Raw genomic sequence first — 22,155 nt, 5'->3', positions numbered from 1 at the left:
TAACACGATGAAAACACAACAACAGAAATACCGAGGAGGTCGTGTCCTACTAACTGGAGTCGCTGTAGCGGTGGCGTTGGGCTTACAACCCGGAACCGCTCAAGCGAATAGCTCTAATTGGCTGGGACAGGATTGGGAAGTCAGCGGCTATATCCGCCAACATCTCTCATTTAACTTAGAGAACCCGACACTAGTCGGCCCTGATGGCGAGCAACGCGGCAACTACCGCCATGACTTGTCGATGTCGCGGACGATTCTTAACGTCGGTTTATATCGCGACTTTGGCAACGTGCGCTTTAAAGTTGCGGGCCGCGTGTCGCGTGAACAGTCGACTGACTACATGAAAGATTTGCAGTCCGTAATGGACGAATGGGCAATGACTGGCGGCGCGCCGGGCTCTGCCGTGAACCTGCGCAAGGACGTCTATGACGAAGAAGACTTGCGCGAATTCTGGGTAGAAGGCAGCTTTGCCGACAACTGGGAATACAAAGTCGGTCGCCAACAAATTGTTTGGGGTGAAACCGATTTCTTCACCTTGCTCGACGTTATTCACGGCTATGACTTCCGCTGGCGTTCGTTCTTGGAGCCAGAAAACGAAGAGCTGCGTAAGCCGCTGAATATGGTTAGTTTGGTACGTCGTTTTGACGACCAAAACGGCAGCTTGCAGTTCGTTTATGTGCCCGGCAGCTTGAATGACAACCAATATCGCGGAAACAGCTATGATGTTGAAGGTGGTCGTTGGGCGAATAATCCAAACAAAGGAATTACCTTTGCCAGTGCGCCATTTGGCGCCAACGTCCGCTATAACTACCGTCATCCAGACGCAGATATGCGCGATGACTCGTACGGCTTGCGCTGGTCAGGCATTGCCGGTGATTGGGGCTATTCACTTGCGTGGTTCCATGGCCCAAGTCAAGATCCGGTTGCCAACGCTAATCCGGCATCGAACCCAGGCGAGCCACAACTGCAAACCGGCCCATACAAAGGCGTTTATCAAGGTGGTGCGACCGAAGCGGGTGAGTTCATTTACCCCTTCATTGATGTTTTCGGATTCACAGCGAACAACTACTTCCCCGGTATTGATGCCGTATTCAGCACCGAAGTCGCGTATGTCCCTAAATCACCTTACAACGTTGGTTTATACAGCATTGCCGAAGGTCCCGGTTGTGGCTTCTTCCCTGGCTTCTGCGGCATCGTCGAAAAGTCAGTGCTATCGACCATGGTGCGGATGGACAAGCAAGTCAATCTCCAAAACGTGATTGGCACCAGCCGTCCATCGTTCTTGTCGGTGCAGTTATTTAATACCTGGATCACCGACTTCCGCGCAGACGAACAAATCGTCAACCTTGCTGGTTTTGGTGGCGCGGCGCGTGAGCACAGCACGATCCTGACGGCGATTCTCGGCATGAACTACTCCAATGACCGGATTAACCCGTCATTAGCTGTTGGTACGGATCTGACCTATGGCGGTGGCTTCGTCATCCCGTCGGTCGAATTCGCCTACGGCAACAATATTCGTGTTCGTTTAGAAGCGGACATCTTCTTCCACAAGCGTGATCAAGACTTGCCGTTGCAAGGCTTTAATCGCACGAATTTGTTCGGTTACTTCTCTGGCAATGATCAGTTTGTAGCCCGACTCACGTATCAATTCTAAGGAGAGCGACATGAAATCATTTAATCTGAAAACGCTCGTCACATTGTCGGCAGCTGCTCTTCTGAGCACGCATATGGCATTTGCGGCTGAACTTGCGCCGGGTGATGTCATTAATGCCAGTAATATCAACGATCGCTTGGGCGACACCTTCGAAGGTCACACGTTGCGTGACTTATTGTCAGAGCGGCAAGTGTACCTGATTGAAAACGAAGGCCTTGTCATTACCTTGAAGGCTTCAGAGCCGGTAGAGCTCGGTCGCGACTATATGGCTGCCACTGACGCTTATCGCGGTACGGTTACGTTCAATCCAGAAACGCGCATGATGGAAGGTTGGCAAGCGGGTATTCCGTTCCCGGATGTCACCATCGACGACCCGCATGGCGCCGAGAAGTTAATCTGGAACCACCATGTTGCTCAGCCAACCAAGAACTTCCAAGACTATCAGAGCTTCGCCTATTTGTTCGTGGACGGCCGTCGTGGTCTCGAGCGGACCCAAGAGTGGGTGTTGCAGCGTTACTACATGAAAGGTCGTTTAGGTGAAGAAGACCATAGTGAAGGTGACGGCGATATCCTTTGGAAACAGTTATTGTATGCAACGTTCCCAGCCGATATTCGTGGCTTAGGTTTGTACACCGTGCGCTACGACAGCCCACGCCTCGATGACAGCTGGGCCTACTTGCGTTCTGTTCGCCGTACTCGCCGTTTGTCGGGCGGTACTTGGATGGATCCGATCGGTGGTACCGATCAGCTCAACGATGACATCGAGATCTTCAATGCTCATCCAACCTGGTATCCAGAGTATCGGATTCTTGACCGTCGCCACATGCTGGTGGTTGCCAATAGCCAGCGGATTCCATGGGACCAAAATGCGCGCGGTAATGCGCAATTCCCGATTGTTGACCTTGAATCAAGCCCGGCGTGGAACCCAAGCGACGAATGGGAAGTGCGGGAAGTGTGGGTGGTCGAAGCGATTGCACCACCAGAACATCCGTACTCGAAAAAAGTCATGTACATGGACACCGAGTTTCCACGTTTCTATATGGCCGATGTCTATGACCGCCGCGGTGAGTTCTGGAAGTGGATGAACTACAACCTACGCACCTTAGAAACGGAAGATGGCGACCGTGGTATTGTCTCCAATGCCGGTTTCACCATTGATTACCAACGCCGTCACGCGACCATCTTCGTGCTTGCGCCGAACGCTCGCCTGAATACCCAAGGTGTCGACGGTAACTCCATTAGTTTACGTGAATTAGAACGAGCGGCAGTGCGTTAAGCACTGCTCGCCCTAACAAGATAAGAGCAGTACTGAGGAGGAATTATGAGTTATCGATTAGGCGTTGACGTTGGAGGTACCTTTACGGACCTCCTGCTCATCAACGATGATACCGGCGCAACGTATACCGCGAAGGTTCCATCCACACCAAAGGACTCATCGATTGGTGTACTCAATGGTATCGAGAAGATCTGCCGCACTTCTGGGGTTGATCCGAAAGAAATCCGCAAAGTGATGCATGGCACCACGGTTGCAACGAACGCTATCTTGACCCGCAAAGGCGCAAAAGTCGGCTTGGTCACCACCAAAGGCTACAAACAAGTGCTGCACATTGCGCGTTCGTTTGTACCCGGGGGTTTAGGTGGTTGGGTTATTTTCCAAAAAGGCGAATTACTTGCCACCTTGGAGCACACCATTGAAGCCAACGAGCGGATTGCAGCGGACGGCTCAGTGGTCACCGCGCTGGACAAAGATGCTATTCGTCGCGACTTAGAAGTGCTGCGGGACAAAGGCATTGAAGCGTTAACGGTGTCGTTGATTAACGCCTACAGTAACGGCGAGCATGAACAAGAAATCGCAGCCATTGCTGGTGAAGTGATGCCCAATGTACCGGTTTCTATTTCCTCTGACGTTGTGCCTGAAATGCAAGAGTATGAGCGCACGGAAACGACCGTGGTGAATAGCTATGTACGCCCAGAAGTGTCGAAGTACATTGCCAACTTAGAGCGCGAACTGAAAGCGCGCTTGGCTGACGACGTCGAGCTCTCCATTTTGCGCTCAGACGGCGGTTTGTCTGCCTGTGACTCGGCCGCTGATACACCAGTAAACCTATTACTTTCTGGTCCTGCGGGTGGTGTTGCCGGGGCGACCTATTTCTGTAGTCGTGGCGGCTTCGACAAGGTGCTGACCTTTGACGTCGGTGGTACCTCGACCGACGTGGCTCTGATTGAAAACGGTAGTGCCCGTTTACGCCGCGAAACCCGCGTCGGTGACATCGCTGTCCGCGCACCTTCGGTGGATGTGCGGACAATTGGTGCCGGTGGTGGTTCGATTGCGTTTGTACCGGAACTGACCAAAGCCTTGCGGGTTGGCCCCGACAGTGCTGGTGCTGAGCCAGGGCCAGCGGCCTACAACAAAGGCGGTGAATTGCCAACGACCACAGATGCGAACGTGGTGCTGGGCTACTTACCGGCGAACCAAAAGCTCGGTGGAGACATGCAAGTGCGCAAAGATCTTGCTGAAGCTGCGGTGCAAAAAGTGGCCGACGCGATGGGCATTTCTTTGTATGAAGCGGCGGAAGGCATTGTTCGGATTGCGAACGAGCACATGTTTGGTGCGCTGCGTTTGATTTCCGTCGAACAAGGCTACGACCCGCGTGAATTTGCGCTCTGTGGTTTCGGCGGTGCCGGTCCGTTGCACGCCAACGCGCTGGGTATGCTGATGAATGCTTGGCCAGTGATTGTGCCGCCAGCACCGGGTGTTTTATGTGCTTACGGTGACGCCACAACACGGGTGAAAGACGAAGCATCGCGTTCACTGATTAAAGGCTTCTCGAAAATCTCTGACCAAGAAGTCCTAAAAATCCTCGAGCAACTGACCGAGCAAGTGCAGTCGTCTCTGGCCCGTCAGGACATTCCGCGTGACCAGCAAAGTATTGTTTGGCAAGCGGACTTGCGCTACCAAGGTCAAGCCTTGTTGTTGACCCAAGACGTGGATCCTGAAGCATTACGTGAACAAGGTTCACAGCTGCTATCGAAGTCGTTCGACGCTGAGCATGAACAGCTGTTCAGCTTTGCGCTTGAGGAAGAGCACGAGTTGGTGAACTTGCGCGCAATTGCCCGTGCGCCACGTCCAAATATTGCTGAGAAGCAGTTTGGCAGCGAGAAGCGCGAACTTGAAAGTGCACGCATTGGCGAAAGTGAAATTTACTTCCAAGGGAAGCACTACAACGCCCTGCACTACAATCGCGATTTACTAACCCCAGGTCATCGTATTCAAGGACCTGCCATTGTGTTGGAAATGGATTCCACGACCGTTATTTTACCGGGCTATGAAGCCAACGTGGATAAGGTTGGGAACTTACTGATTCAACCTGAACACGGTGGAAAGGAGTAAAATTATGCCAGCAACTATTGTGCACAAGAACGAAAAACCGTTTCAACGCATCGACGTTGAAACCGTGACCCTCGACATCATTGAAAATGCCATGGCGAACGCCCGCAACGAGATGGACGCGGTACTCTTCCGCACCGCAATGTCACCGGGTATTCGCGAACAAGGCGACGCCTTCCCGATGATTGCCAATCACGAAGGAAAAATGGTCGTCGGTCAATTTGGCTCCTTCATTACCGGCTTTATTCAGTCGTATGCCGGCACCATTGAAGAAGGTGATATTTTCTTAACCAACGACCCTTACATGTGTGATGGCGCAGTCAGCCATTTACCCGATTGGTTGGTCATGGTGCCGATTTTCAAAGGCGGTCGGTTGATCAACTGGGCCGCGATGTTCGGTCATATGTCAGATGTTGGCGGTAAAGTGCCGGGCAGTTTGCCAACTGACGCGAAAACCATTTTTGAGGAAGGCATTCGTATTCCGCCATTGAAAATCTACAAAAATGGCGAACTAAATAGCGATGTGCTCGACTTGATCTTACACAACGTCCGCGTACCGCGCTGGAACAAGGCTGACTTTAATGCCATTGTTGCGGCCTGCCGTACCGCCGGTAAGCGCTGTGTTGAATTAGCGGAACGTTTCGGTGACGACACCTATATCAGCGCGCTGCAAATGATGCTCGAACGGAACTACGTGGCCATGCGCGAAATCATTCGCATGGTGGTGCCCGAGTCGAAGCAGTCGTTCGAAGACTACATTTGTGATGACGGTGCCGGCCTCGGTCCTTACACGATTCGCTGCACCATGTGGCGCGAAGGTGACAAAGCTATTTTTGACTTTGCCGGAACCGATCCACAAGCACCTTCGTCGGTGAACTTCTACCTCAACGAAGAAATGTTCAAGATGTTCTTCGGTGCCTTCACGATTAACTTGTTTGACCCGTCGATTCTATTTAATGACGGCTTCTACGATTTAGTTGATGTACGGATTCCGCAAGGTTCGATCCTGAAACCGAATTTCCCTGCGGCGCTATCGTGCCGGACCCATTTATTAGGTCGGATTTTCGATGTCATGGGTGGTTTGCTCGGTCAAGGTACACCGGATGCCATGAGTGCCGCGGGCTTCAGTGACTCACCACACTTCATGTACTCAGGTTATGACGAGAACGACGAGTGGTTCCAGCTATTCCAGATCGGCTTTGGTGGTATTCCAGGTCGTCCGGTTGGCGACGGTGTTGACGGTCATTCACTGTGGCCGGGCTTCACCAACGTCCCGAACGAGTTTATCGAAGCTTACTTCCCGCTGCGCATCGAAACCTATGAGTCGATTCCAGACTCCGGTGGTGCCGGTAAGCATCGCGGCGGTAATGGTATTCGGGTTGGCTATCGCTTGTTAGCGAAAGGCGAGATTTCGATTCACGACGATCGCTGGCTGACGTATCCATGGGGTGTTAACGGTGGCGATCCGGGTCAACGTAGCCGTAAGATCCTGAAGAAAACCAATGGTGAAGAGATTATCTTGCCGTCGAAGTGCGACAACATTAAGGTCGAGAAAGGCGACTTGGTGATCTTTGATACTTGGGGTGGCGGCGGTTGGGGCGACCCACTCGAGCGCGACTTAGGGGCCATGAGTGCGGACATCAAGCGCGGCTTAATTAGCGTCGATGGCGCACGTCGCTTCGGTGTCGTGGCTGACGCCAATGGTGTCATTGACGAAGCGGCGACCGAGCAATTGCGGGCGAGCATGAAAGACAGTCGCACCGAGGCATTGCCGTTGTTTAACCGTGGTGGCACGATTGCAGAGATCAAAGCACGCGCCTTGGCCGAAACCGGCCTCGAAGCGCCAGCCACACCGGTATGGGAGCGTTAAGCATGGCATTACCACAGCGAGACATTGACGCGGGCAAAACGTATGCCTTGATCCTCGTCGACCTCAGTGTTGGGTTTACCGACCCAACACGTAGTCCGCTAGCGACAGCGGCGGACGCTGTGATTGAAGCCAATCAAATCCTGCTGACGTGGTTTCGTCAGCAGGATTTTCCCTGCTTTTTTACCACGGTTGTGTATGACAATGATGCCCAAGCGTCGGTTTTTCGTGAGAAATTACCGGCTTTGAACGTGCTGCAACGCGGTTCCGGCTTAGAGGACATCGACCCGCGTTTACATCGTCACGCTGACGAACTGGTGATTGAAAAGCAGTGGGCCAGCGCCTTTTTTGGCACCGATTTGGCCGCGCAATTGCAAGCTGCGCAAGTCGATGGTGTCGTGGTCACCGGTTTAACCACCAGCGGCTGTGTCCGCGCGACAGCGGTCGATGCTTTGCAGCACAATTTGCGGGTAATTGTCCCGCGTGAAGCAGTGGGTGATCGTGACAATGTTGCACATGAATCGAATCTCCGCGACCTAGCATTAAAGTATGTCAACGTGCTATCGCTGGCGGAGACCTTAGCCACACTCGATGAGGTGGTTCGTGATTAAATTTCGGCTGATTCTGGCTATTTTCGGAACTGGGCTATTGGTCGCTTGTGTCGCCACAGGTCCACAGCTCACGCCAGCACAACAAGTTGTGCAGCAGGGGCTAAGTGATGAGGGTGAAGCCTGCGCCAGTTACCGCCAAGACTATGTTCGCAGTTTTGTCGCCCACGTTGCTGCAATGAGTGCCGGCAATGATCAGCAACAAGCGGCTGAGCGCACTCGGTTGCAAGCACTGGCTGCCGACGAAACGACTACCGCGCAGTGCACACGCCCTTTGTGCATTATTGAACCGCAGCAGAACGGCACGTTGACCTCTTGGTGCGGTTACCGTTTTGCCGACACGAGTCAGGACGAAGTGCACCAATGGGTAGAATGGCAACAGGTTGAGCCGAGAAATTAGGAGTCCAAATGGCAGGCGCAACGCTTTACGACAAACTTTGGCATGAACACTTAGTGACTACACTTGATGATGGCACCAGCTTGCTTTACATCGACCGGCAGTTACTGCATGAAATTACGTCGCCCCAAGCCTTCGATGGTTTGCGTCAGTTTGGCCGCAAGCCTTGGCGTTTGGATGCGAACTTAGCCGTCCCCGATCATGCGGTGCCAACCCGATTTCGTGAACACGGTCTGATTGGTATTGAAGACGCCATTGCCCGTAAACAAGTCAAAACCCTCGCCGACAACTGCGCTGAGTTCGGTGTCGAGTTGTTTGATTTAACCGACGCACGACAAGGCATTGTCCATGTCATTGGCCCCGAACAGGGTCTAACCTTGCCGGGTATGACGATTGTGTGTGGTGATTCACACACCTCGACCCACGGTGCGCTAGCGACCTTAGCGATGGGGATTGGCACTAGCGAAGTAGAGCATGTGTTAGCGACGCAAACCTTGCGAACGCAAAAATTGAAGAACATGCGCGTCACTTTCGACGGCAAGTTACCACCGGGTATTGGCGCTAAAGACTTGATTCTCGCCCTCATTGAAAAAATCGGCACCGCCGGTGGGCGCGGCTATGCCATTGAGTACGCTGGTGACGTCGTCCGTTCACTCAGTGTCGAAGCCCGCATGACGTTATGTAATATGACCATTGAAGCAGGTGCCCGAGCCGGTTTAGTCGCCTTCGACGAAGTGACCGCCGCTTATGTGCGTGGTCGCCCGCGTGCGCCACGGGGCGAAGCCTTGGCGCAAGCCGAGGACTATTGGCAAACCTTGCACTCTGACTCCGACGCGACGTTTGACACCGAAATACACATCGACGTTGCCAACCTCGCACCGCAGGTGACGTGGGGAACCTCACCGGAAATGGTCATTGGCGTCGATGGTCAAATTCCTAGCTTGGCAAACGCCCGTGATGCCGACACCAGCAGCATGCAGCGCGCACTCAACTATATGGGGCTCGCAGCCGGTCAACCGTTACTGGGTTTAGCCATCGATAAGGTCTTTATCGGCTCCTGCACTAATGCGCGTATTGAAGATCTTCGTGCGGTCGCTGATCTCGTCGAAGGCGAACGGGTCGCTGCCAACGTGCAACAGGCGATTATTGTGCCGGGGTCGGGTCTAGTGAAAGCACAAGCGGAAGCGGAAGGTTTGGCGGCTATTTTTATTGCCGCAGGGTTCGAGTGGCGCGACTCCGGCTGTTCCATGTGCTTAGGCATGAACGACGATAAACTGGGTGAATTCGAACGTTGTGCTGCAACCTCGAATCGGAATTTTGAAGGTCGTCAGGGCAAAGGTGGGCGCACCCATTTAATGAGCCCGATTATGGCTGCTGCGGCGGCGATCCACGGCCACATCACTGACGTGCGGGAGCTACTCAAATGAAACCATTTACAACCGTGAAAGGCATCGTCGTCCCCTTTCCGCGCGCCAACATTGATACCGATGCGATGCTGCCGAAAAACTACTTAAAGAAGCTTGAGAAGTTTGGCTATGGCGACTTTCTCTTTGACGATGAACGCTATTTGACGCCAGGTGATGTCGATATCGACCCCAGCACGCGCAAGAAAAACCCGAGTTTTATTTTAAATCAGACGCCTTACACCCATGCCGAGATTGTCGTCGCTGGCGCAAACTTTGGCTGCGGCTCAAGCCGTGAGCATGCGGTTTGGGCATTGCGTGACTTCGGTATTCGCGCCATTATTGCCCCAAGTTTTGGTGATATTTTTTGGCAAAATTGTTTTAACAACGGTCTTTTACCGATCACGCTCAGTGACACTGAGGTGAAGCAAATTTTGGCAATTGAGTCGCGTTCGGTGCAGAGCTTGCAATTGACCATCGACCTTGAGGCACAAACCGTGTCGAGCGGTGAGCAAGTTTGGCCATTTCATATTGACGCAAATAAAAAAGCAGCGCTTCTCGCTGGGCTTGATAGTATAGGCGAGACGTTACGCGAAAAAGACGCGATTTTGCAATTCGAGCAACAACGCCGACAACAACGCCCTTGGCTCTTTCAGTCCGGGGACTAACCATTACAGCGGGAGAGTGCCGTGGAGTTTTCCAATAAACAAGCGAGTAAAGTACGTCTTTGTTTAATTGGTAACACCAAACTGAATAAGATGGTGCACTCGCTGTTGCCTGAATTTCGTGATGTGGCCGACGTCACGATTATCGACAGTATTTTTAATGACGCCCTGCATGCAGCCCGACGCTTGATTGAGCATGACGCCATCGACGTTTTCATGAGTGCCGGCGCCAATGCCTTTTACTTGCAAGACACTCTGCCCGTGCCTGTTGTTGCGTTGGAAATGAACCAAAGTGACTTGTTTGTAGCGCTGTTAAAGGCTCGCGCCGTGAGTAGCGATGTGCTCTTGTTGACGCACGCTCACCAGTTGCTGCAAACCGACGTCGGCGACTATTTTCAAGGGCTGAATATCACCCACAAAACCTACACCACAGTCGATGAAGCGAAAGACTTGTTTAACAACATGCAGCCGTCACGTTTCGGTGTCGTGATCGGCTCGAGCTTCGTGTGTGACTTAGCCGAAGCGGCCGATATTCCCTATGTAATGGTGTATTCTCGGGAATCCTGTCGGAACTTGATTCAGCGGGCAATTGACCGAGCGGTGACCGAGAAACGCCGACTGGAGCAAACGGCTTTTGCCGAGTTTTTATTAGAAAACACCCAAACTGCGTCCATTATCACCAACGCCGACGATATTATTGTTCATTTCAACCCTGGTGCAGCGCAGCTGGTGCCAGGACTAAAACCGAACCGACGCATTGACCGCGTGCTCGACTCGCGCTTTTTGCAAAGCACCAGTGTTTCCGCCGAGAGTATTACCCTGAACGAACGGCTTTGCCATGTCGATAAGAAGCCATTTGAAGTGAACGACGAGTTAGTCGGTTACCTCTATCGTTTCCGCGCAACGCCGATGTCGACCATTAGCGACGCGAAAAGTCAGTCACGACTGATTCACCGTTCGCAGAAAATGGGCGAAGTGGCGAAGTTATTGAAGGTTTACGGCGCGACGCCGGGAACCGTGCTGCTGCAAGGCGAAACCGGCACGGGTAAAGAGCTAGCCGCGCGCGAGATTCATTACGCGTCGCATTTTTCCGAAGGGCCATTTATTGCCATTAACTGCGCGGCAATCCCAAGCGAATTATTCGAGTCAGAATTGTTTGGTTATGCCGACGGGGCGTTTACCCATTCGCGCAGTGGCGGTAAGTCGGGTCTGCTCGAATCAGCCAATAATGGCACCTTTTTTATGGACGAAATTAACGCCCTGCCGATGCCACAGCAAGCCAAATTGTTGCGCGTCCTGCAGGAGCGAGAAGTGCGGCCGGTCGGTTCGCGGCGCTCGATTCCATTGAATATCAAGTTTGTCGCTGCCTGCCATCACGACTTGATGGAAGAAGTGCGCGCTGGGAATTTTCGAGAAGATTTGTACTATCGACTGAACGTATTCATTGTTAATTTACCGCCACTGAAAGAGCGCCTTGAAGATCTTGAGCCGCTGATGACCTATTTCATGAATAAGATCGCCGAGCAGTATCAAATTAACATCGATATTGACGCGTTAATTCGCGAGTTACTGCCCGACTTCAGTCAATATCACTGGCCCGGAAACGTGCGCCAGCTCGAAAATCTGCTCGAGCGGATTGTCGTTTCATCCTCGATTTACGGTTTAAACGACACCTTCCGCCAAGCACTGCGCCAGATTGCTCCCGAAATTTACCAACGTGCGCCATCTTCTCGGCACAACGGTCATGACGGCAACACCTTGCAGCAAGTGGAACGCCAGAAAATCCTTGAAGCGCTCGAACGCTTCAATGGCAACCGCACGCGCACCGCCGAATTCCTTGGCATCAGCCCGACGACCCTCTGGCGCCGCCTAAAAGAGCTGGAGCTTTAATTGGGTGAGCTTACCGGCGTACCAACCACGCGCTGGCCGCGAACAATCTCGCCCACCCCGTGAAAGCGAATCGGTAAACCCATGCCAGTGAAAATGCTGGGGGTGTCCTGCAGGTGGAAATGTAGGTGCGGTTCGGACGAATGACCGGTATGGCCGCAGCGACCAATTTCTTCGCCAGCCTTGACGAAGTCACCAATTTTGACCGGAATCGTGCCTTTGATTAAATGAGCATAGAAACCATATTCACCATCGGCGTGGCGAATCACCACATGGTTGCCAGCGAAATGACGGCAGAGGAAATCGGCAATTCCAAAACCAACTAACGGCGCAGGGCCGATTTTATCGACGACATCAACGACCTCGCCGTCGGCCGCAGCAAGAATCGGTTGGTCGTAACAGAAATAGTCGCGCAAGCGCATACCTTGGCCGCGGTGACGACGAAACTCCGCATCAGCTTGCACGAAATCATAGGCATAACGTTGTGCTAGCACTTGCCACGAGTGTGACGTCGCCTCTTTCAAGCCACCATTAAACACCAACCACTCGCCGCTAAAAGGCAGTCGGTAGGTCGCTTTCGTTTGGTAATTGGCGTTGGTCTCTTCGTTACCTTGCAAGCGCTTGGCCGCTTTGGCCTGACCGAAAATTTGCCGAAATTGTTGCACGAATTGAAACGGATTCAGCGACGACAATATTAGCGTGGGATAGAAGGTGAGGAAGAATACATATTTTCCAACGTAGCGAATCGGCCCTGAAATCGGCCAGTCATAGGCGGGGTGTCGTTCCGTGGCAAGGTCGGTTCCAGCATTGGCAATTTTTGCCAGAAACCACACAAAGAAAAAATACAAAGCAAAGTAGAGCCCGAGTTTAAGCCAGCGGTTAAGGTCGACATCAGCGACCATTTGGAGGGCAAACATCAACAGGAAATACGTCGGTAGCGCAAAGAATATCGGTGTATACCAAGCTTTTAACCAGTCGCGATTTTTCATAGTTCACCTGTGCAGTTTCAATGTCATGAACTTTAGAGAGTGCACGGTGGTGGAGCAATAGTTTGGTGGTTTCAATTTACTATCTATCATTTTATGATAGCTTAACTATCATAAAATGATATAAAAGGCGGTTCGATATGACCCTAGCGACGCTCACGGTTCAACGCTGCTTAACGCGGATTAAACAAGAACTGAAACGCCAAGGTATTACCTACACCATGCTCGCCGAGCGCATGAATCTGTCGGTGGTAACGGTCACGCGTATGCTGAATCAGGATGATATTACCCTGACGCGGTTACTGCGGCTGGCGGAAATTTGTGGGCTTGATGGTCTTGAGCTTATCGACTCGGCCACGGTCACGCACGGGACCCACTACTTTTTTAGTGACCGCCAGGACGCCGCCTTCGCCGACAACCCACACCTTTATGCCTATTTTGTAGCGTTGTTTTTTGAGCAACAATCACCCAAAGAAATTGCCGAAGCGCATGGCCTGAGTGAACTCAGTACTTATCGATATTTGCGTGCGTTGGAAAATTTGGAGTTAATTGCGGTAGCGCCCGGCAACCAAGTGAAGTTCGTGGTTCGTGCGCCGTTAGGATTTCGCGCCAATAGCCGCGTTTTACGGCAATCGATTACACAGGCCTTAACCGACACCAGTGCTCGGCTGTTAAATGATAAGCGTGAATCCCTCGACTTTATGCTGCTAAAACCGCTGCATCTACCCGAGCATGCCGCTCGCAAACTCCAAGACGAACTTCGCCAAGTCATCGATAAATACGCCGAAGCTTCGGAGTTACTCTTCGCCGACGCCCCCAGTTGCCAAGTCGCCGTCGCCATGCACGCCACCGATGCCGAACCATCGCCAAGCATTATTCCGCTGGATTCTTGTTAGCTTTTTCGTGATCACGTTCTTGGGCTAGCTCGATGACCGCATGACCGATTTGAACCATGGTTGAGAAATTCGGTGTGGTATTAGGTTTCAACGAACGATAGGCACTTGTTCGACTCTTGATACCAGCCCGTGCTATGACATTTTTATGGCCAAACTTTTCTACATACGCCCGCAGTGCGGCTTGGAGAATATCTGCGCGACCGAGTTTTAAAGAGTCCCACGCTGCTTGTTTGAGAATAGACTCGACATCCGCAGGTTCGAGGCACGTGGTTGGTGTGAGCTGAATTGAATAACGCTTTGCATCTGTGGCGGTTAATTCACTTCGTCCCCAGCGTAGATTACCTTCAGCAGTGAGTGAGAACTTCTCTATATAGGCACCGTTAGCGAAACTAGGTTGCTCAAATAACTCTTCAAGATCAGCCATCCCCTTAAGTCCGTCGTTAAAAACGAACTCAAAATTACATTTCCCAAGATATTCGACATCAACTATTTTTAACATATCGCACCTAATTTTCCTGGGTTAACGCCAATGACCGCTAAGCCCCACATTGCTAAAAGTTGAACTCGATGTTTTTTTATATGCTGCTCAGCTCGCCTTCGTTGTCGACTTGGCAAATATCCCGCCAAATTTTCGCCCGATTGAATCGCAATTACTAATTCATATTCACCATAACAAACGTGCACATGAGGTTGGGCGTGCTGTTGGATATCAAAGAAGTACATTCGAAATGACAATCCTAACCACGCATCTATTTCAGGCATCCTTACCTCTATTAACTATAGAATAGTCTCTTTTTAGAGACAAGTTAAATTAAAATTACCAACATAAGCATGACTCTCTCCTTACAAATCACCAATCATTTAAGCAATTTCCCACCAATCAGCAACTCCTCAGAATTTGCTCATGACTTTCGTTGTTCGCTTCGTCTACGCTGCCAGCGTTTAGTTAACTGTGGAGGTGAGTATGTCTTGGTTTCGAGTATTGGGTTGGGGCTTGGTTGTGGCTTTGTTAATAACACCGGCGATTGCGATGCGCTTCACTGATGAGGTGCAATGGACCGCATTCGATTTTGTCGTGGCGGCAGTGTTGTTGGGCGGCTCGGGTTTACTGATCGAGGTGGGTGCGAAGTTGTCGACGAACACTGCCTTTCGCGTGGGTATGACCATTGCAGTAATCAACTGCTTGTTGATTATCTGGCTGAATCTTGCCGTTGGTATTATCGGGAATGAGGATAATCCAGCTAACTTCATGTATTTGAGCGTGCTTGGATTGGTCGCTGTCGGCACTGTGTTTTTGCGTGCCAAAACCAATGCGATGAGCTGGCTGATGATAGCTACGGCAATTACACAACTTAGCATTTCCATTGCAGCTGTGCTCTTAAAGCTGCCTACAGATTTACAGCCGGCGTTTTTCTTAAATTCAGCGTTTGCCATTCTATGGTTAATTGCAGCGGGACTATTCAAAGTCGCCGGTGGTCGCTATGATGAGGTCAAACCGGCAACGCAGAATGAAGCATGACTCCAGACGTCATTGAATTTTCCAATTTCAGCATACATCCAACGGAGCGGCTACTGCTCAAGCAGTCGCAACCCGTGGAGCTCACCAGCCGTTATTTTGACGCCTTGCTTCTGCTGGTGTCCGAGCCGGGAACGCTGATTAGTAAAGAGCGATTTCTACACGAAGTGTGGGGCGGAATCGCCGTTACCGACGAGGCGCTAACGCAATGTATTCGCACGCTACGCAAAGTCTTAGGAGACAGCGCGCGCCAGTCTCAGTTTATTGAAACCGTGCCCAAGCATGGCTATCGTTTTATTGCACCGGTCAGGAGAAAGTCGCGTGCGACTGAGGCCGTGGTAACTCCGCAACTCTCCCATTTTCATCAGATCGTTACGCTCGGCGGTTTCGGCACCTTAGGTGCTGGCATGGCTGGCGTTATCGGTGGTACGTTGTTGGCGGCGTTGACGCTGAGTCATGCGGCGCTCACTCAGTTTGGTGCTGCTTCCATTATGTTTGTCATGATTGCGATTACGGTCTTAGTCGCTTTGCTCGGTGGTGCCGGTGTGGCCTTTGCTACGGCCGCCGGTGATGTCTTCGCTAAACAACATTTAGCCGTGGGTCGACGCTGGTCATTTGTGGTGTTTAGCGCTGCCTGTGGCGGGCTGCTGATTGGCGCGTTTGTGAAACTCGCTGCGGTCGACACCTTCCACCTGCTGCTCGGCGCTAGCCCTGGCGACATTACCGGTGCCGTCGAAGGCTTCGTTATTGGCGGCGCAGTTGGGCTCGCTTATGTCATGACAACGCATAACAATCAGCGCCGTTTGCTCCTCACGGCCAGCGTGATCGGCGCTGCTGCTGCGACATCTATTGTCGCAAGTGGCGGCCAACTTTTAGCAGGCAGCCTCAACCTAGTCGCCGAAAATGTGCCAGCAAGCAATCTTCCCAAACCGTTTTTTAGTACACAACTTGAGCTACTTTCTGCAGTTGTGGAAGGTAGCTTATTTGTGACAGCCGTGGTGGTCGCACTGCAACTAGCACGACAACGACTCAACCCCTCACATTGAGGTTCACATTGTCGACGTTTTACCTCTCGCCTTCGGGATGGTGAAAAAATAAAGGGCCACTTCACTTGCAAATTTCCGTTAGACACTCTAAACATAGATATAGAATGTATGTTTAAGGAAGCGCTATGAAACTTGCAACTCTCTTCTTGCCCTTTTCGGGCAAAGGTTGGGGTCAATTACAGGGTATGGACATCGATATTCCCTCCCTTGCTTGGAAACTTGTAATTCCACTGTCGTTACTGCCACCTATTTTTTTGTACTTTAACGGCACCCATTACGGCGCTGGCTTTTTACCCGAGTTTGCCAATAAGAATTGGCAGTTTATTACCACGACGTTTTTTCTGGCCGAATTGCTGACATTCTTTGTCATGGGTTGGTTAATTCATTCCGTTCTCGAACAGAACAAACTGGAAATTACCTATCATGATGCTTACCTACTCGCTGGTATTGCGCCTATTCCGATGTGGCTTTCTTCAGTTGGTTTACTCTTTCCCAGTGCGTTAATCGCTGCCTTCGTCGTTGGCATTGGTCTGATTGCCTCCTGTGTCATTGTCTACATTGGCACACGCGCATTAAGCCATCGCGCGTCGATAGATATCACGAGTATGTCCGCCACTTATACCATTATGTCGGCATCGCTTGCGGCTTGGGTGTTGTTGATGCTGATTATTTGGATGTACTAAATACCCAATTTATCTCGCAACACACGTTTACAAATTTATCGCAGCTATTTTGTTAACGATCCATTAACATGAAATCTTCGACTCAAGCACCCGCTCGGGTGCTTCTTTTTTTGGAGTAGTCATGAATCATTGGAAGAACATCCTTGCCTTCGGGCTAACCGCAGCTCTCGTCGGTTGCGGCGGTGGTGGTGGGTCAGAGCCACCACCCGAACAGCGACATCTGGTGCAGGCGTTCGCTTATGGTCCCGGCAAGCTGACGCCAAACGCTGTTTCCGCCTTGCACGGCAGAACCTATGTCTTCACCTTGGAGCCCTACGACGATTTCGTAATTCATGGTGCCGATGGTTGTAATGGTCGGTTAGACGGCGATAAATATACGGTTGGCCCGGTCACTGCGCCGTGCGACTTTACCGCTTATTTCGGTCGTCCGCCGATCGAATTAGCATTCCACACCGAAGACGTCGAAACCCTTTTCCGCTTGACCTATGCGCGCGACGAATTCGAAAATGTGAGCACATTCACGGAAGCGTCCAATCTCGTCGGTTGGACGAGCGAAGGCGACTATCGTTTTATTGCCGAAGCGAACGTCGATATCGCCGCCTATGATGTTGCGACCAGTCCCGACGGCCGTTATGTTTTCTTGGCCTTGGGCGGTACCGATTCCGAAAACTATTTTGTCCATACCGAAAACTGTGGCTTGGTGAGAGTTGACCGCAGCACGGATGAGTACGCATGTATGGCACCCGATTTGATTTTCGCTGGTTTCGATTCGACGCGACCACGTAAAGAAAACCCCATTTTGCGGGTGGATCCACGTACGGACGAGCAAGGGAATTGGGTCGGCGTCCTGTATTTCTTTGCAACGACCTATACCGTCACCGGCGATTGTGAATTCACCGGTTGGTGTCGGGTTGCACGTGACAACGCCAACGCTGTTTATCAACTAGACCTGGATGGCCATGTTGAAGCCATCACCCCGACCGACCAACGCGTATTCTCCATGCATGCCAATCCACATGGCGAACTTTTCATCGAAGCGCTCACCACCAGCGGCGACGACGCGGGTTATGTCATTCAGAAGTACAGCGATGGCGAACTCAGCCACGTGCAATCCATCGCATCCGGTGGTCTTTACTATGACGACGCCGACACAGTCTTTGCACTTGACCGAAACCTCTCGGCACGTATCGTTCATGCCGATGCGGACGGCATCGAGCGGGCTGACTTTTCGGACTCGCTGCGTGGTCCGTTCGGCTTTATTTTCCGTGGACCACACGGGCGTTTGTTTAATCAAAGTACCGAGCCAAAACGGATGTATTCAATCCTACCGCCGCAGGCCGAGCCCATTTTCTACGATGAGTCACTCGTTTTCGCTGGACTGAGTCATCTCGGCAGCTTTAAAGCCGTCTATGGCGATTGGTTTTTAGCTTACATGGCAGAAGCAAGGGCCGGAAACGCTTGGGAACAAGAATTTATCATGATGATCAATGCCATCAGCGGTGAAACCCGTCGTTTGCTGTTACCACTGAATCTAGGACAAAACGAAGAGCGCAGTTATGGTCTGCAGGTGATTGGTGACCAACTCTTTGTCATGTTTACTCGCCCCTATGCCAGCCAACATTGGGTGCAAGTGGTGAATCTCGCGGAATTACTGGCCGGTGCCGATGAAGAAGAGGTTTCTAAAGCCACGTATTTCCGCTGGCGGAGCCAGTTCATCGAGATTGATAACGTCATTGATCTGCGTATCCCAGATCACTCGCCCAGCCATGAGACGACAGGCGCCGCAGTGATTTTTGACAAGGCATTGGGAAGTTCAGTGACGATTGAGTTTTCGCAAGCAGTCGACCGTGACAGTGTTGAGGCGAATTTGCAATTACGCCATGCGAGTACGCATGCCGAGGTCCCCTATCTGCCCGTGTGGCTGGAGAATACCTTGCACTTGGTGGTGTCGCTGGATGGTTTTGAAAATGAGCAACGCACTGCGCTGCCCGCCGACCAATCGTTCTATTTAAGCTTTGGCGCTGGTATGGTAGACGCGGCCGGTCGCGCGATTGCAGTGGATAGTGAAGTGTATTTAGACGAGTAGAGTGGAAAATGTTCATCCCCAACTTCGGCTGGGGATGAACACCTATTATTCAGCTACAACAACTTGATTACGGCCCTGCTGCTTTGCTCTGTACATAGCTTTATCGGCACGGTTTAAAAGTTCGTCAACTGACTCATCCGTCAGGCGCTCCGCAACCCCAAAGCTGGCTGTGACTGAAAAATGTCGATCACGATCAAGTTGGATGTTCAACCCGCCAATCACCTCTCGCAGTTGTTCAGCAACATTCGCGGCTTGCGACAGTGAAATACCCTCCGTGAGGACAATAAATTCTTCGCCTCCGAGGCGTGCTAACACATCCATGCCGCGTAGACGATTGCGCACCGCTCTACTGACCTTGACCAACACTTGATCGCCCGCGGCATGGCCATATTGATCGTTCACGTGTTTGAAATGATCGATATCAAACATGATGACACTCACCGGCAGTTGCGTCCGACTTTGACGGTTGAATATCGGTAGTGCTTTTAAAAAGAATGAACGCCGATTATCAACTTGGGTTAACGCATCGGTGTCTGACAAGTTCCGTAACTCAAGCTCGAGAAGCTTAGTTTCGGTAATGTCACGCACGGTTCCGGTAAGATATTTACCCTTTCCGTCGGTTTGAGTAAAGTCAGCTAATTCATGCACCCATCGAACTTCGCCATCCGGACGAATAATCCGGTGTTGAACATCGTGCAAGCCTGTTTCCATCGCGACCCGTTCACTTTCGCGCACCGCTTCGATGTCTTCGGGGTGAACACAACTACTGAAGAGCTGAACTGAAGGTGTGATTTCCGACTTATCGAAGCCGAAGATATCGTAAATGATGTCAGACCAAAAGAGTTCACCCGTCGCCATATCGGCTCGCCAATGACCAAGTTTGGCAATTTCTTGCACACGCTCGAGTTGCATTTGATAGTCACGAAGCTGTTGCTCGGTCTTTTTCGCCTCAGTGATATCCATAATCAGGCCGTACCAAGCTATCGAACCATCGGCTTCGAGTTCGGGTACCGACTGTCCGCGCACCCAAATGGTGTCATTCTCGCGAATCACGCGATATTCACAATCCCATGGTTTTAAGGTTTTTGCAGACTGTTCAATGGAGTCAGCAACATGTTGCACATCATCTGGATGAATTGTATTGAATACTGACGTTGCATCCTCGGTGACTTCCTCAGCAGTCACGCCGTAGATTTCGAAGATCGATTTATTCACGAAGGGAAAGCTAATCGTGCCATCAGGACGCTGCACGAATTTATACAGTAAACCCAGAGCAACATCGGCGATCCGCTTCAAGAGCCGGTCTTTGTCCATAAACTCTTGGACATTTTGCGCTGAGCCAACTACGCGCACGAGTTTGCCGTTCTCAAACACTTTGTGGCAGTGATCTTCGATGTACTGATAGACTCCTTCGTTATTTTGCATCCGAAAAGTACGGATTAAATCAGTCCTGGTTTTCGATGCCATGAACTGACGAAACTCCGCGATAACGTATTCACGTTCATCTGGGTGCAGGCGTTCCTGCCAATCGCGATTGATTTCACCAGTGTGCATCGACAAACCAAACTCGGCAGTTAGGTTCGGCGAAACGTAGCTCACATGAAAAGGTGGCGTTGGTTCAAATGCATAAAAGGCAACGCGCGTACCTGCCATCAACTCGTCGAGCTGCTGGTAGACGACGCGATCAAGTTCAATTTTACCCATCAACTCAGTGACTTCAAAGTGCACGCCCGCCATAGCTACCGGTTGATCGCCCTCAAAACGACTATAGTCTCCGCGCGCTTTCACCCAAACCCAATGTCCATGCTTGTGGCGCATGCGAAATACACAGCTAAACAAATGTTCCGGTACGGCTTTTTTCGCGTCAAGCGCAGCACCAACTATAGCAACATCGTCGTGATGAATTAGACTCTGGAAGCGGGTAAAGGTCAGCGGGGAAAGCTCCGCCACTGTATAACCAATCATGGCGGCCCAACGCTCATTGATCTGATTGATGTCGTTTTGCATATCCCATTCCCATAAGCCAATTTCTGAGTTATGAAGAATGTTCAGGATATGTGACTGCGACGCAGTCATAAAATGTGACTGATTCTGCAAACGATTCACTCCATTGAGCTTTACTTTTAAATATTAGCACTGATCAATATTTGATAATAGTCGGATATGAGTAACGTCATAGCGCTGTCTTAAGGGCACTTACGCGCAAACTTTGATTTTGGTTTTAACATTGTCAGGTAATTTAAAGGAGCCTCAACTGTGCCTTATGCGCTCAGCTTTCTTTTCAGTTGGTTGTTGATCACGACACCTCTGTTAAACTCGCCGGTCAGTTTTCAACAGGTGATGGAACGTTCAACCGCTCGCGCCCATGAAATTCTTCATTATGGCGACGCCGAACCGCAGTTCGTTGAGCTCTATTTTCCAGAGTCTGCTTCCAGTGACGTTCCTTTAATCGTCTATATTCATGGTGGTTGCTGGCAAAACAGTTTCGGTGTCGACCATGCGCGCGGTTTTGCCGAAGGCTTGCGTGACGACGGTTTTGCCGTGGCGTTGGTGGAGTATCGGCGCTTAAACGACGAAGGCGGTGGTTGGCCTGGAAGCTTAGAGGATATTGTCACTGCGATTGAGGTGTTAAGCAGCGCTGATGCACCTTCCTATCGACCGAACAGCTTCACGCTCGTGGGTCATAGCGCGGGTGGCCACTTGGCCTTGTTAGCGAGTCAACCGCAACGACGACTGCCGGTTCGGGGCGTATTGGGACTGGCGGCGATCACCGATATTGAAGCATATGCAGCAGGTGAAAGTGGCTGCCAACAAGCGGGCGCGAACTTCATGGCCACCGCACCCGAGCAGGCCGAAGCGATGAATCCAGTTTATCAATCACGCCATTCGCTGGTCTTTTTATTCCATGGCGATCAAGATACGATTGTCGGTGCCGAGCAACAACAACTCGATGGCGCGGAAGCAGTAGAAATCTCCGGCGCCGGCCATTTTGATTTGATTCATCCAGGCACCGAGGCGTTCGCACAAGTGCTTGCGACCATTCGCAGTCTCTATCCAGAATTAACGAGGTAAT

General features: G+C 51.3%; 19 protein-coding genes. 15 read left to right on the top strand and 4 right to left on the bottom strand.

The window, feature by feature from the left end; genetic code table 11:
- Positions 1–7 precede the first annotated feature (7 nt).
- Genes LAT77_RS02555 through LAT77_RS02515 form a run of 9 tightly spaced genes read left to right on the top strand, consistent with a single transcriptional unit; the run spans position 8 to position 11,872 of the window.
- On the top strand, positions 8–1,654 hold the full coding sequence (locus tag LAT77_RS02555) for a DUF1302 family protein (RefSeq protein WP_290562977.1): 1,647 nt from the start codon (positions 8–10) through the stop codon (positions 1,652–1,654).
- A gap of 10 nt (positions 1,655–1,664) precedes the next feature.
- Positions 1,665–2,930 (top strand): DUF1329 domain-containing protein, encoded by a 1,266-nt coding sequence (locus LAT77_RS02550; RefSeq protein WP_290562976.1) that lies wholly within the window; start codon positions 1,665–1,667, stop codon positions 2,928–2,930.
- Between the two features lie 45 nt (positions 2,931–2,975).
- The gene (locus LAT77_RS02545; protein WP_290562975.1) at positions 2,976–5,045 is read left to right on the top strand and encodes a hydantoinase/oxoprolinase family protein; all 2,070 of its coding nucleotides are present in this window, start codon (positions 2,976–2,978) and stop codon (positions 5,043–5,045) included.
- Positions 5,046–5,049: 4 nt separating this feature from the next.
- Complete coding sequence (locus tag LAT77_RS02540) at positions 5,050–6,912, top strand: hydantoinase B/oxoprolinase family protein (protein WP_290562974.1); 1,863 nt, start codon at positions 5,050–5,052, stop codon at positions 6,910–6,912.
- Between the two features lie 2 nt (positions 6,913–6,914).
- Positions 6,915–7,520 (top strand): isochorismatase family protein, encoded by a 606-nt coding sequence (locus LAT77_RS02535; protein ID WP_290562973.1) that lies wholly within the window; start codon positions 6,915–6,917, stop codon positions 7,518–7,520.
- Complete coding sequence (locus tag LAT77_RS02530; RefSeq protein ID WP_290562972.1) at positions 7,513–7,917, top strand: hypothetical protein; 405 nt, start codon at positions 7,513–7,515, stop codon at positions 7,915–7,917. The genes LAT77_RS02535 and LAT77_RS02530 overlap by 8 nt, the downstream gene beginning before the upstream one ends.
- Positions 7,918–7,925: 8 nt before the next feature.
- Entirely contained in the window at positions 7,926–9,341 is a 1,416-nt protein-coding gene (gene leuC, locus LAT77_RS02525; RefSeq protein ID WP_290562971.1) for a 3-isopropylmalate dehydratase large subunit, read from the top strand.
- Positions 9,338–9,985 carry a 3-isopropylmalate dehydratase small subunit gene (gene leuD / locus LAT77_RS02520; protein WP_290562970.1) on the top strand — a complete coding sequence of 216 codons (648 nt, stop codon included), beginning with the start codon at positions 9,338–9,340 and terminating at the stop codon, positions 9,983–9,985. Before leuC ends, leuD begins: the two co-directional genes overlap by 4 nt.
- A gap of 21 nt (positions 9,986–10,006) precedes the next feature.
- Entirely contained in the window at positions 10,007–11,872 is a 1,866-nt protein-coding gene (locus tag LAT77_RS02515) for a sigma 54-interacting transcriptional regulator (RefSeq protein WP_290562969.1), read from the top strand.
- Here LAT77_RS02515 and LAT77_RS02510 read toward each other — a convergent pair.
- Positions 11,869–12,858, bottom strand: coding sequence for a M23 family metallopeptidase (locus tag LAT77_RS02510; RefSeq protein WP_290562968.1), 990 nt, complete (start codon positions 12,856–12,858; stop codon positions 11,869–11,871). The genes LAT77_RS02515 and LAT77_RS02510 overlap by 4 nt on opposite strands.
- 137 nt (positions 12,859–12,995) lie before the next feature.
- On the opposite strand from LAT77_RS02510, the gene LAT77_RS02505 reads away from it, so the two are divergent.
- Positions 12,996–13,751: a helix-turn-helix transcriptional regulator gene (locus LAT77_RS02505; protein ID WP_290562967.1), complete on the top strand. Its 756-nt coding sequence runs from the start codon at positions 12,996–12,998 to the stop codon at positions 13,749–13,751.
- On the opposite strand, the gene LAT77_RS02500 is transcribed toward LAT77_RS02505, so the two are convergent.
- Entirely contained in the window at positions 13,729–14,250 is a 522-nt protein-coding gene (locus LAT77_RS02500; RefSeq protein WP_290562966.1) for a transcriptional regulator, read from the bottom strand. The two genes, LAT77_RS02505 and LAT77_RS02500, sit on opposite strands and share 23 nt — an antisense overlap.
- Positions 14,244–14,513 carry a DUF4160 domain-containing protein gene (locus tag LAT77_RS02495; RefSeq protein WP_290562965.1) on the bottom strand — a complete coding sequence of 90 codons (270 nt, stop codon included), beginning with the start codon at positions 14,511–14,513 and terminating at the stop codon, positions 14,244–14,246. Before LAT77_RS02495 ends, LAT77_RS02500 begins: the two co-directional genes overlap by 7 nt.
- Before the next feature lie 202 nt (positions 14,514–14,715).
- On the opposite strand from LAT77_RS02495, the gene LAT77_RS02490 reads away from it, so the two are divergent.
- From LAT77_RS02490 to LAT77_RS02475, 4 genes are all read left to right on the top strand, one after another.
- Positions 14,716–15,270: a hypothetical protein gene (locus LAT77_RS02490; RefSeq protein WP_290562964.1), complete on the top strand. Its 555-nt coding sequence runs from the start codon at positions 14,716–14,718 to the stop codon at positions 15,268–15,270.
- The gene (locus tag LAT77_RS02485) at positions 15,267–16,313 is read left to right on the top strand and encodes a transcriptional regulator (protein WP_290562963.1); all 1,047 of its coding nucleotides are present in this window, start codon (positions 15,267–15,269) and stop codon (positions 16,311–16,313) included. The genes LAT77_RS02490 and LAT77_RS02485 overlap by 4 nt, the downstream gene beginning before the upstream one ends.
- A 125-nt stretch (positions 16,314–16,438) precedes the next feature.
- Positions 16,439–16,996 carry a YIP1 family protein gene (locus LAT77_RS02480; protein WP_290562962.1) on the top strand — a complete coding sequence of 186 codons (558 nt, stop codon included), beginning with the start codon at positions 16,439–16,441 and terminating at the stop codon, positions 16,994–16,996.
- A 121-nt stretch (positions 16,997–17,117) separates the two neighbouring features.
- Positions 17,118–19,082 (top strand): Ig-like domain-containing protein, encoded by a 1,965-nt coding sequence (locus LAT77_RS02475; protein ID WP_290562961.1) that lies wholly within the window; start codon positions 17,118–17,120, stop codon positions 19,080–19,082.
- A gap of 45 nt (positions 19,083–19,127) precedes the next feature.
- Here LAT77_RS02475 and LAT77_RS02470 read toward each other — a convergent pair whose 3' ends face one another.
- Positions 19,128–21,179 (bottom strand): PAS domain-containing protein, encoded by a 2,052-nt coding sequence (locus tag LAT77_RS02470; RefSeq protein ID WP_290562960.1) that lies wholly within the window; start codon positions 21,177–21,179, stop codon positions 19,128–19,130.
- Between the two features lie 159 nt (positions 21,180–21,338).
- On the opposite strand from LAT77_RS02470, the gene LAT77_RS02465 reads away from it, so the two are divergent.
- The gene (locus LAT77_RS02465; protein ID WP_290562959.1) at positions 21,339–22,154 is read left to right on the top strand and encodes an alpha/beta hydrolase; all 816 of its coding nucleotides are present in this window, start codon (positions 21,339–21,341) and stop codon (positions 22,152–22,154) included.
- The last annotated feature ends 1 nt before the right edge of the window (position 22,155 follow it).

It is taken from the genome of Aliidiomarina sp. (genome assembly GCF_022565475.1).
GTDB lineage: Bacteria > Pseudomonadota > Gammaproteobacteria > Enterobacterales > Alteromonadaceae > Aliidiomarina.
Note: the sequence above shows the minus strand (reverse complement) of the source record. Positions and strands in the feature narration are given on the sequence as shown.

Excerpts from the sequence above, each read along its gene's own strand:
- LAT77_RS02555 (WP_290562977.1), top strand. The coding sequence starts at position 8 with ATGAAAACACAACAACAGAAATACCGAGGAGGTCGTGTCCTACTAACT.
- LAT77_RS02550 (WP_290562976.1), top strand. The coding sequence starts at position 1,665 with ATGAAATCATTTAATCTGAAAACGCTCGTCACATTGTCGGCAGCTGCT.
- LAT77_RS02545 (WP_290562975.1), top strand. The coding sequence starts at position 2,976 with ATGAGTTATCGATTAGGCGTTGACGTTGGAGGTACCTTTACGGACCTC.
- LAT77_RS02540 (WP_290562974.1), top strand. The coding sequence starts at position 5,050 with ATGCCAGCAACTATTGTGCACAAGAACGAAAAACCGTTTCAACGCATC.
- LAT77_RS02535 (WP_290562973.1), top strand. The coding sequence starts at position 6,915 with ATGGCATTACCACAGCGAGACATTGACGCGGGCAAAACGTATGCCTTG.
- leuC (WP_290562971.1), top strand. The coding sequence starts at position 7,926 with ATGGCAGGCGCAACGCTTTACGACAAACTTTGGCATGAACACTTAGTG.
- leuD (WP_290562970.1), top strand. The coding sequence starts at position 9,338 with ATGAAACCATTTACAACCGTGAAAGGCATCGTCGTCCCCTTTCCGCGC.
- LAT77_RS02510 (WP_290562968.1), bottom strand. The coding sequence starts at position 12,858 with ATGAAAAATCGCGACTGGTTAAAAGCTTGGTATACACCGATATTCTTT.
- LAT77_RS02505 (WP_290562967.1), top strand. The coding sequence starts at position 12,996 with ATGACCCTAGCGACGCTCACGGTTCAACGCTGCTTAACGCGGATTAAA.
- LAT77_RS02500 (WP_290562966.1), bottom strand. The coding sequence starts at position 14,250 with ATGTTAAAAATAGTTGATGTCGAATATCTTGGGAAATGTAATTTTGAG.
- LAT77_RS02495 (WP_290562965.1), bottom strand. The coding sequence starts at position 14,513 with ATGCCTGAAATAGATGCGTGGTTAGGATTGTCATTTCGAATGTACTTC.
- LAT77_RS02490 (WP_290562964.1), top strand. The coding sequence starts at position 14,716 with ATGTCTTGGTTTCGAGTATTGGGTTGGGGCTTGGTTGTGGCTTTGTTA.
- LAT77_RS02485 (WP_290562963.1), top strand. The coding sequence starts at position 15,267 with ATGACTCCAGACGTCATTGAATTTTCCAATTTCAGCATACATCCAACG.
- LAT77_RS02480 (WP_290562962.1), top strand. The coding sequence starts at position 16,439 with ATGAAACTTGCAACTCTCTTCTTGCCCTTTTCGGGCAAAGGTTGGGGT.
- LAT77_RS02475 (WP_290562961.1), top strand. The coding sequence starts at position 17,118 with ATGAATCATTGGAAGAACATCCTTGCCTTCGGGCTAACCGCAGCTCTC.